Raw genomic sequence first — 8,815 nt, forward strand, 5'->3', positions numbered from 1 at the left:
TCATGCGGAGGGGGACACCGGATTCCGGTGTCCCCCTCGGGCGTTTGCTAGTCGCGGGCCGCGGTCAGGTGTTCCGCGTGTTCCTGGAGCGAACGGACGCCCACGTCACCGTGGTTGAGGGCGTCGATGCCCTGTACGGCGGCCGCGAGGGCCTGGACCGTGGTCAGGCACGGGACGCTGCGCGCCACCGCCGCCGTACGGATCTCGTAGCCGTCCAGGCGGCCGCCGGTGCCGTACGGCGTGTTGACGATGAGGTCGACCTGGCCGTCGTGGATGAGCTGGACGATCGTCTTCTCGCCGTTGGGGCCCTCGCCCTCGGACTGCTTGCGTACGACGGTGGCGTTGATGCCGTTGCGCTTGAGGACCTCGGCGGTGCCGGAGGTGGCGAGGAGTTCGAAGCCGTGGGCGACGAGCTCGCGCGCCGGGAAGATCATCGAGCGCTTGTCGCGGTTGGCGACCGAGATGAAGGCGCGGCCCTTGGTGGGCAGCGGGCCGTAGGCGCCCGCCTGGGACTTGGCGTAGGCGGTGCCGAAGACCGAGTCGATGCCCATGACCTCGCCGGTGGAGCGCATCTCCGGGCCGAGCACGGTGTCGACGCCGCGGCCGTGGATGTCGCGGAAGCGGCTCCAGGGCATCACCGCCTCCTTGACGGAGATCGGCGCGTCCAGCGGCAGCGTGCCGCCGTCGCCGTTCTTCGGCAGCAGGCCCTCCGCTCGCAGTTCGGCGATGGTGGCGCCCAGCGAGATGCGGGCGGCGGCCTTGGCGAGCGGCACCGCGGTCGCCTTCGAGGTGAAGGGGACCGTGCGGGAGGCGCGCGGGTTGGCCTCCAGGACGTAGAGGATGTCCCCGGCCATCGCGAACTGGATGTTGATCAGGCCGCGTACGCCGACGCCCTTGGCGATGGCCTCGGTGGAGGCCCGCAGGCGCTTGATGTCGAAGCCGCCGAGCGTGATCGGGGGCAGCGCGCACGCCGAGTCGCCGGAGTGGATGCCGGCCTCCTCGATGTGCTCCATGACGCCGCCGAGGTAGAGCTCGGTGCCGTCGTAGAGCGCGTCCACGTCGATCTCGATGGCGTCGTCCAGGAAGCGGTCGACCAGGACCGGGCGGGTCGGGGAGATCTCGGTGGACTCCGCGATGTACGACTCCAGGCGGGTCTCGTCGTAGACGATCTCCATGCCGCGGCCGCCGAGCACGTACGAGGGGCGGACGAGCACGGGGTAGCCGATCTCATCCGCGATCGCCTTCGCACCCGCGAAGGTGGTGGCGGTGCCGTGCTTGGGGGCGGGCAGCCCGGCCTCGGCGAGGACCTGGCCGAAGGCGCCGCGGTCCTCGGCGGCGTGGATGGCCTCCGGCGGGGTGCCGACGACCGGGACGCCGTTGTCCTTGAGCGCCTGGGCCAGGCCCAGCGGGGTCTGGCCGCCGAGCTGGACCACCACGCCCGCGACGGGACCGGCCAGCGTCTCGGCGTGGACGATCTCCAGCACGTCTTCGAGGGTCAGCGGCTCGAAGTAGAGGCGGTCGGAGGTGTCGTAGTCGGTGGAGACGGTCTCCGGGTTGCAGTTGACCATCACCGTCTCGTAGCCCGCGTCGCTCAGCGCGAAGGAGGCGTGCACGCACGAGTAGTCGAACTCGATGCCCTGGCCGATACGGTTCGGGCCCGAGCCCAGGATGATCACCGCGGGCTTCTCGCGCGGCGCGACCTCGGACTCCTCGTCGTAGGACGAGTAGAAGTACGGGGTCTTCGCGGCGAACTCGGCGGCGCAGGTGTCGACCGTCTTGTAGACCGGGCGCACCCCCAGGGCGTGGCGCACCTCGCGCACCACGTCCTCGCGCAGGCCCCGGATCTCGGCGATCTGGGCGTCCGAGAAGCCGTGCCGCTTGGCCTCGGCCAGCAGCTCCGGCTCCAGCTTGGCGGCGTCCGCGAGCCCGTCCGCGATCTCCTTGATCAGGAAGAGCTGGTCCACGAACCACGGGTCGATCTTCGTGGCGTCGAAGACCTCCTCGGGCGTGGCCCCGGCGCGGATGGCCTGCATGACCGTGTTGATCCGGCCGTCGGTCGGGCGCCCCGCCTCGCGCAGCAGCTCGGCCTTGTCACCGGTCTCGCCGACGAAGGTGAACTGCGAGCCCTTCTTCTCCAGCGAGCGCAGCGCCTTCTGCAGCGCCTCGGTGAAGTTCCGGCCGATCGCCATGGCCTCGCCCACCGACTTCATGGTGGTCGTCAGCGTGGAGTCGGCGGAGGGGAACTTCTCGAAGGCGAAGCGGGGGGCCTTGACCACGACGTAGTCGAGGGTCGGCTCGAAGGAGGCCGGGGTCTTCTCGGTGATGTCGTTGGGGACCTCGTCCAGCGTGTAGCCGATGGCGAGCTTCGCGGCGATCTTCGCGATCGGGAAGCCCGTCGCCTTGGAGGCGAGGGCCGAGGAGCGCGAGACACGCGGGTTCATCTCGATGACGATGACCCGGCCGTCGGTGGGGTCGATGGCGAACTGGATGTTGCAGCCACCGGTGTCCACGCCGACCTCGCGGATGATCGCGATGCCGATGTCGCGCAGCCGCTGGTACTCGCGGTCGGTCAGCGTCATCGCCGGGGCCACGGTGATCGAGTCACCGGTGTGCACGCCCATCGGGTCGAAGTTCTCGATGGAGCAGACGACCACCACGTTGTCCCTGGTGTCGCGCATCAGCTCCAGCTCGTACTCCTTCCAGCCGAGGATGGACTCCTCCAGGAGCACCTCGGTGGTCGGGGAGAGCGTGAGGCCCTGGCCGGCGATGCGGCGCAGCTCCTCCTCGTCGTGCGCGAAGCCGGAGCCGGCGCCGCCCATGGTGAAGGAGGGGCGCACCACGACGGGGTAGCCGCCGAGGGTCTCGACACCCGCGATGACGTCGTCCATCGAGTGGCAGATGACCGAGCGGGCGGACTCGCCGTAGCCGATCTTCGCCTTGACGGCCTCGACGACGCCCTTGAACAGGTCGCGGTCCTCGCCCTTGTTGATCGCCTCGACGTTGGCGCCGATCAGCTCGACGCCGTACTTCTCCAGGACGCCCTGCTCGTGCATGGAGATCGCGGTGTTCAGCGCGGTCTGGCCGCCCAGCGTCGGCAGCAGCGCGTCGGGGCGCTCCTTCGCGATGATCTTCTCGACGAACTCCGGGGTGATCGGCTCGACATAGGTGGCGTCGGCGATCTCCGGGTCGGTCATGATCGTGGCCGGGTTGGAGTTGACCAGGATGACCCGCAGGCCCTCGGCCTTCAGGACGCGGCAGGCCTGGGTGCCGGAGTAGTCGAACTCCGCTGCCTGGCCGATGACGATCGGGCCGGAGCCGATGACCAGGACGGACTGGATATCGGTGCGCTTAGGCACGCTGGCCCTCCATGAGCTCTACGAAGCGGTCGAACAGGTACGCGGCGTCGTGCGGGCCCGCGGCGGCTTCGGGGTGGTACTGGACGCTGAAGGCCGGCTGGTCGAGCAGCTGGAGGCCCTCCACCACGCTGTCGTTCAGGCAGACGTGGGAGACCTCGGCACGGCCGAAGGGGGTGTCGGAGACCTTGTCGAGCGGGGCGTCGACGGCGAATCCGTGGTTGTGCGCGGTGATCTCGACCTTGCCGGTCGTGCGGTCCTGCACGGGCTGGTTGATGCCGCGGTGGCCGTACTTCAGCTTGTACGTGCCGAAGCCGAGCGCGCGGCCCAGGATCTGGTTGCCGAAGCAGATGCCGAACAGCGGCGTCCTGCGCTCCAGGACGGCGCGCATCACCGCGACCGGGCCGTCGGCGGTGGACGGGTCGCCGGGGCCGTTGGAGAAGAACACGCCGTCCGGGTTCACCGCGTACACGTCCTCGGCCGTGGCGGTGGCGGGCAGCACGTGCACCTCGATGCCGCGCTCGGCCATCCGGTGCGGGGTCATGCCCTTGATGCCGAGGTCGACGGCGGCCACGGTGAACTTCTTCTCACCGATCGCCGGGACGACGTACGCCTCCTTGGTGGCGACCTCGGCGGAGAGGTCCGCGCCCTGCATCTCGGGGGCCTGGCGGACCTCGGCGAGCATGGTGCCCGCGTCGGGCAGCGCGTTGCCGGAGAAGATGCCGACGCGCATCGCGCCGCGCTCGCGCAGATGGCGGGTCAGGGCGCGGGTGTCGATGCCGGAGATACCGACGACGCCCTGCTGGCGCAGCTCCTCGTCGAGCGAGCGCTTGGCGCGCCAGTTGGAGGACACGCGCGCGGGGTCGCGCACGACGTAACCGGCGACCCAGATCCGCTGCGACTCGGGGTCCTCGTCGTTGACGCCGGTGTTGCCGATGTGCGGCGCGGTCATCACTACGACCTGGCGGTGGTACGACGGGTCGGTGAGGGTCTCCTGGTAGCCGGTCATGCCGGTGGAGAACACGGCCTCGCCGAAGGTCACCCCCACGGCCCCGTAGGCGCGGCCGTGGAACGTACGGCCGTCCTCCAGGACGAGTACTGCGGGAGCCTTGGCTCCTCTGGTGGAGGTCGTCATCGTGCGGCGCCTTCCGTCGTGGTGGTGGGGTGGTTCATGGAGTTGATGGCCTCGATCCAGGCGGGGTGCTCGGACGCCCGGTCGGAGCGGAAGCCGGAGTCGATCAGCTTGTCGCCGTGGGTCCAGGTGAGGACCAGCAGGCCGCCCTCCGGGAGGACCTTTCCGGCGATGGCCTTCTCGGACCGGGCCTCGCGCAGCGCCTCGGCCGGGATGAAGAAGTCGTTCGCCCCGGGGCGTACGACGATCACTCCCTCGGCCGTCAGGGTGAGCTCGGCCTTGCTGCGGACGCCCAGACCGTGCGCGACGATCCGGTCGAGCCACTGCCCGGCCGTGGTGGAGCCGTGGTAGCGACCGCTCATGGAAAGTGTCGCCGGGCCGGCCGCCTTGGGCACGGCGGGCAGCTCGGGCAGGTCCGACTGGAGGGTGCCGCGCCACTTCCAGCCCTGGCGCATCAGCCAGTAGACGAGGCCGATGAAGATCAGCACGCCGACGACCCAGGCGATCCGGGCCCCCCAGTGCGTCACCTCGGCCGACTTCTGCTCGTCGGCCAGCGTCCGTACGCCGAGATTGAAGAGTGCAGATGTCATGCCAGCTTCCCGTCCACGACCGTCGCCCTGCCCCGCAGGAAGGTGTGGGTGACGCGCCCCGGCAGCTCGCGGCCCTCATACGGGGTGTTGCGGCTGCGGGAGGCGAAGCCCGCGGGGTTCACGGGACCACGGTATGCCGGATCCAGGAGCGCGAGGTTGGCGGGCTCGCCTGCCGAGACGGGGCGGCCGTGGTCCTCGGCGCCGCCGATCCTGGCGGGCTTGACCGACATGCGGTCGGCGACGTCGGCCCAGTTCATCAGGCCGGAGTCGACCATCGTGTGCTGGACGACGGAGAGCGCGGTCTCCAGGCCCACCATGCCCATGGCGGCCGCGGCCCACTCGCAGTCCTTGTCCTCGTGCGGGTGCGGGGCGTGGTCGGTGGCGACGATGTCGATCGTGCCGTCCGCGAGCGCCTCGCGCAGCGCCATGACGTCGGCCTCGGTGCGCAGCGGCGGGTTCACCTTGTAGACCGGGTTGTACGAGCGGACCAGCTCGTCGGTGAGGAGCAGGTGGTGCGGGGTGACCTCGGCGGTGACGTCGATGCCGCGCGACTTGGCCCAGCGGACGATCTCGACCGAGCCGGCCGTGGAGAGGTGGCAGATGTGCACCCGGGAGCCGACGTGCTCGGCGAGCAGCACATCGCGCGCGATGATCGACTCCTCGGCGACGGCGGGCCAGCCGCCGAGGCCGAGCTCGGCGGAGACGATGCCCTCGTTCATCTGGGCGCCCTCGGTGAGGCGGGGCTCCTGGGCGTGCTGGGCGACGACGCCGCCGAAGGCCTTCACGTACTCCAGGGCGCGGCGCATGATCACGGCGTCGTCGACGCACTTGCCGTCGTCGGAGAAGACGGTGACCCCGGCGGCCGAGTCGTGCATCGCGCCGAGCTCGGCGAGCTGCTTGCCCTCCAGGCCGACGGTGACGGCGCCGATGGGCTGCACATCGCAGTAGCCGTGCTCGCGGCCGAGCCGCCAGACCTGCTCGACGACGCCCGCGGTGTCGGCGACCGGGAAGGTGTTGGCCATGGCGAACACCGAGGTGTACCCGCCGCGCGCGGCGGCCCGGGTGCCGGTCAGAACGGTCTCGGAGTCCTCGCGGCCCGGCTCGCGCAGATGGGTGTGGAGGTCGACGAGGCCGGGGAGCAGGATCTGGCCCGCCGCGTCGATCACCCGGGCGCCCTCGTCGGAGAGCCCGGTACCGACGGCCGCGACCGTCTCGCCGTCGATCAGGACGTCCTGGACCTCGCCGCCCAGCACCTTCGCACCACGGATGAGGATCTTGCTCATGATTACTTGGTCTCCGAATCGACGGGGCGGGCGTGGCTGACGGCGGGCTCGTTGCCGCCCAGGAGCAGGTAGAGGACCGCCATCCGGGTGTGGACGCCGTTGGCGACCTGCTCGATGACGGTGCAGCGGTCGGAGTCGGCGACCTCGGCGGTGATCTCCATGCCCCGGACCATCGGGCCGGGGTGCATCACGATGCCGTGCTCGGGCATCTTCGCCATGCGCTCGCCGTCCAGGCCGTACCGCCGCGAGTACTCGCGCTCGGTCGGGAAGAAGGCGGCGTTCATCCGTTCGCGCTGCACACGCAGCATCATCACCGCGTCGGACTTCGGCAGCACGCTGTCGAGGTCATACGAGACGTCGCAGGTCCAGTGGTCGACGCCGACCGGCAGCAGGGTGGGCGGGGCCACCAGGGTGACCTCGGCGCCGAGGGTGTGCAGCAGGTCCACGTTGGAGCGGGCCACCCGGCTGTGCAGCACGTCGCCGACGATGGTGATGCGCTTGCCCGCCAGGTCCTGGCCGAGCCCGGCGTCCCGGCCGACCAGGCGGCGGCGCATGGTGAAGGCGTCGAGGAGGGCCTGGGTGGGGTGCTGGTGGGTGCCGTCGCCGGCGTTGATGACGGCCGCGTCGATCCAGTCGGAGGTGGCCAGCCGGTAGGGCGCTCCGGAGGCGCCGTGCCGGATGACGACGGCGTCCACGCCCATCGCCTCAAGCGTCTGCGCGGTGTCCTTGAGGGACTCGCCCTTGGAGACCGAGGAGCCCTTGGCGGTGAAGTTGATGACGTCGGCCGACAGGCGCTTCTCGGCTGCCTCGAACGAGATCCGGGTGCGGGTCGAGTCCTCGAAGAAGAGGTTGACGACGGTACGGCCGCGCAGGGTGGGCAGCTTCTTGATCGGCCGGTCGGCGACCCTGGCCATCTCTTCGGTGGTGTCGAGGATGAGCACGGCGTCGTCGCGGGTGAGGTCGGCGGCCGAGATGAGGTGACGCTTCATCTGGTTCTTCTCCAGGAGGGTGGAGGTTCGGGCGTGCGGGCGCGCAGAAGTACCGCACGGGCCGGTGCGACCCGTGCTCCGTGCGGAAGGGGCCTACTGCTCGCCGGCCTGGGCGGTCCGCTTGGCACCGAGCAGCACGGCGTCGCGGCCGTCCTCCTCGGCGAGCAGGACCTTGACCGTCTCCCGCAGCGACGTGGGGAGGTTCTTGCCGACGTAGTCGGCGCGGATCGGGAGTTCGCGGTGGCCCCGGTCGACGAGGACCGCGAGCTGTACGGCGCGTGGGCGGCCGAGGTCGTTCAGGGCGTCGAGCGCGGCGCGGATGGTGCGGCCGGAGAAGAGCACGTCGTCGACGAGGACGACCAGCTTGCCGTCCAGGCCGTCACCGGGGATCTCGGTGCGGGCCAGCGCGCGCGGCGGGTGCATACGCAGGTCGTCGCGGTACATGGTGATGTCGAGGGAGCCGACCGGGATCTTGCCCGCGGTGATCTCTTCGAGCTTGTCGGCCAGCCTGCGGGCGAGGAAGACGCCACGGGTGGGAATGCCGAGGAGCACCACGTCGTCGGCGCCCTTGGCGCGTTCGACGACCTCATGGGCGATGCGGGTCAGTGCCCGCGCGATGTCGGGGCCCTCAAGAACGGGGCGCGCCGGATCGCTCTGCTGCGTGTCCATACGAAACGGACCTCCTTCTCCGCCTCACGGGACGGACCTTAAAGGACGTCGGAATTACAGAGTCCACGGTACCAGGGCCTTTGCCCGTCTTCACACGGGGTCGTCACCCGTCTGGGGTGGGGGTATGGACCATTCGGCTTGACGCGGGCAAGTAACGCTGCGTAACCTCACAGTGAGTTACCAGCCACGCGGCGGAGCCGCACGTTGTCACAGCGTCCGGGGAGCTATATGTCCAGCGAATACGCAAAACAGCTCGGGGCCAAGCTCCGCGCCATCCGCACCCAGCAGGGTCTGTCCCTCCATGGTGTGGAGGAGAAGTCCCAGGGCCGCTGGAAGGCCGTAGTGGTCGGGTCGTACGAGCGCGGCGACCGCGCCGTGACCGTACAGCGCCTTGCCGAGCTGGCGGACTTCTACGGGGTCCCGGTGCAGGAGCTGCTGCCCGGCACCACGCCCGGCGGTGCCGCCGAGCCGCCGCCGAAGCTCGTTCTCGACCTTGAGCGCCTCGCGCACGTCCCGCCGGAGAAGGCGGGCCCCCTGCAGAGGTACGCGGCGACGATCCAGTCGCAGCGCGGCGACTACAACGGCAAGGTGCTGTCGATCCGCCAGGACGACCTGCGCACCCTCGCCGTCATTTACGACCAGTCGCCCTCGGTCCTCACCGAGCAGCTGATCAGCTGGGGCGTCCTGGACGCGGACGCGCGCCGCGCGGTCGCCCACGAGGACAACTGACACCTCTGACGCTTCAGCAGAAACGTGCCGCCGCCGGGCCGGCCGGGACCTTTGGGGTCCTGGCCGGCCC

At 70.3% G+C, this 8,815-nt stretch carries 7 protein-coding genes; 1 reads left to right on the plus strand and 6 read right to left on the minus strand.

From position 1 onward, the window contains the following. Window positions 1–47 precede the first annotated feature (47 nt). The 6 genes from carB to pyrR all read right to left on the minus strand — a co-directional run bounded on the left by carB (window position 48) and on the right by pyrR (window position 8,016). Window positions 48–3,356, minus strand: coding sequence for a carbamoyl-phosphate synthase large subunit (gene carB, locus ACFWA7_RS30325; protein WP_385826269.1), 3,309 nt, complete (start codon window positions 3,354–3,356; stop codon window positions 48–50). After that, the gene (carA, locus tag ACFWA7_RS30330; protein ID WP_385826271.1) at window positions 3,349–4,488 is read right to left on the minus strand and encodes a glutamine-hydrolyzing carbamoyl-phosphate synthase small subunit; all 1,140 of its coding nucleotides are present in this window, start codon (window positions 4,486–4,488) and stop codon (window positions 3,349–3,351) included. The genes carB and carA overlap by 8 nt, the downstream gene beginning before the upstream one ends. Continuing rightward, window positions 4,485–5,075: a hypothetical protein gene (locus tag ACFWA7_RS30335; RefSeq protein WP_385540442.1), complete on the minus strand. Its 591-nt coding sequence runs from the start codon at window positions 5,073–5,075 to the stop codon at window positions 4,485–4,487. Before ACFWA7_RS30335 ends, carA begins: the two co-directional genes overlap by 4 nt. Continuing rightward, window positions 5,072–6,358, minus strand: a complete 1,287-nt coding sequence (locus tag ACFWA7_RS30340; RefSeq protein WP_385826273.1) for a dihydroorotase — start codon at window positions 6,356–6,358, stop codon at window positions 5,072–5,074. Before ACFWA7_RS30340 ends, ACFWA7_RS30335 begins: the two co-directional genes overlap by 4 nt. Before the next feature lie 2 nt (window positions 6,359–6,360). Then, window positions 6,361–7,347 carry an aspartate carbamoyltransferase catalytic subunit gene (locus ACFWA7_RS30345; protein WP_371651218.1) on the minus strand — a complete coding sequence of 329 codons (987 nt, stop codon included), beginning with the start codon at window positions 7,345–7,347 and terminating at the stop codon, window positions 6,361–6,363. A 93-nt stretch (window positions 7,348–7,440) separates the two neighbouring features. Then, window positions 7,441–8,016 (minus strand): bifunctional pyr operon transcriptional regulator/uracil phosphoribosyltransferase PyrR, encoded by a 576-nt coding sequence (pyrR, locus tag ACFWA7_RS30350; protein ID WP_385540440.1) that lies wholly within the window; start codon window positions 8,014–8,016, stop codon window positions 7,441–7,443. 228 nt (window positions 8,017–8,244) lie between these two features. On the opposite strand from pyrR, the gene bldD reads away from it, so the two are divergent. Then, window positions 8,245–8,745, plus strand: coding sequence for a transcriptional regulator BldD (bldD, locus tag ACFWA7_RS30355; protein ID WP_067155757.1), 501 nt, complete (start codon window positions 8,245–8,247; stop codon window positions 8,743–8,745). The last annotated feature ends 70 nt before the right edge of the window (window positions 8,746–8,815 follow it).

It is taken from the genome of Streptomyces sp. NPDC059994, from assembly GCF_042737755.1.
Taxonomy (GTDB): Bacteria; Actinomycetota; Actinomycetes; order Streptomycetales; family Streptomycetaceae; genus Streptomyces.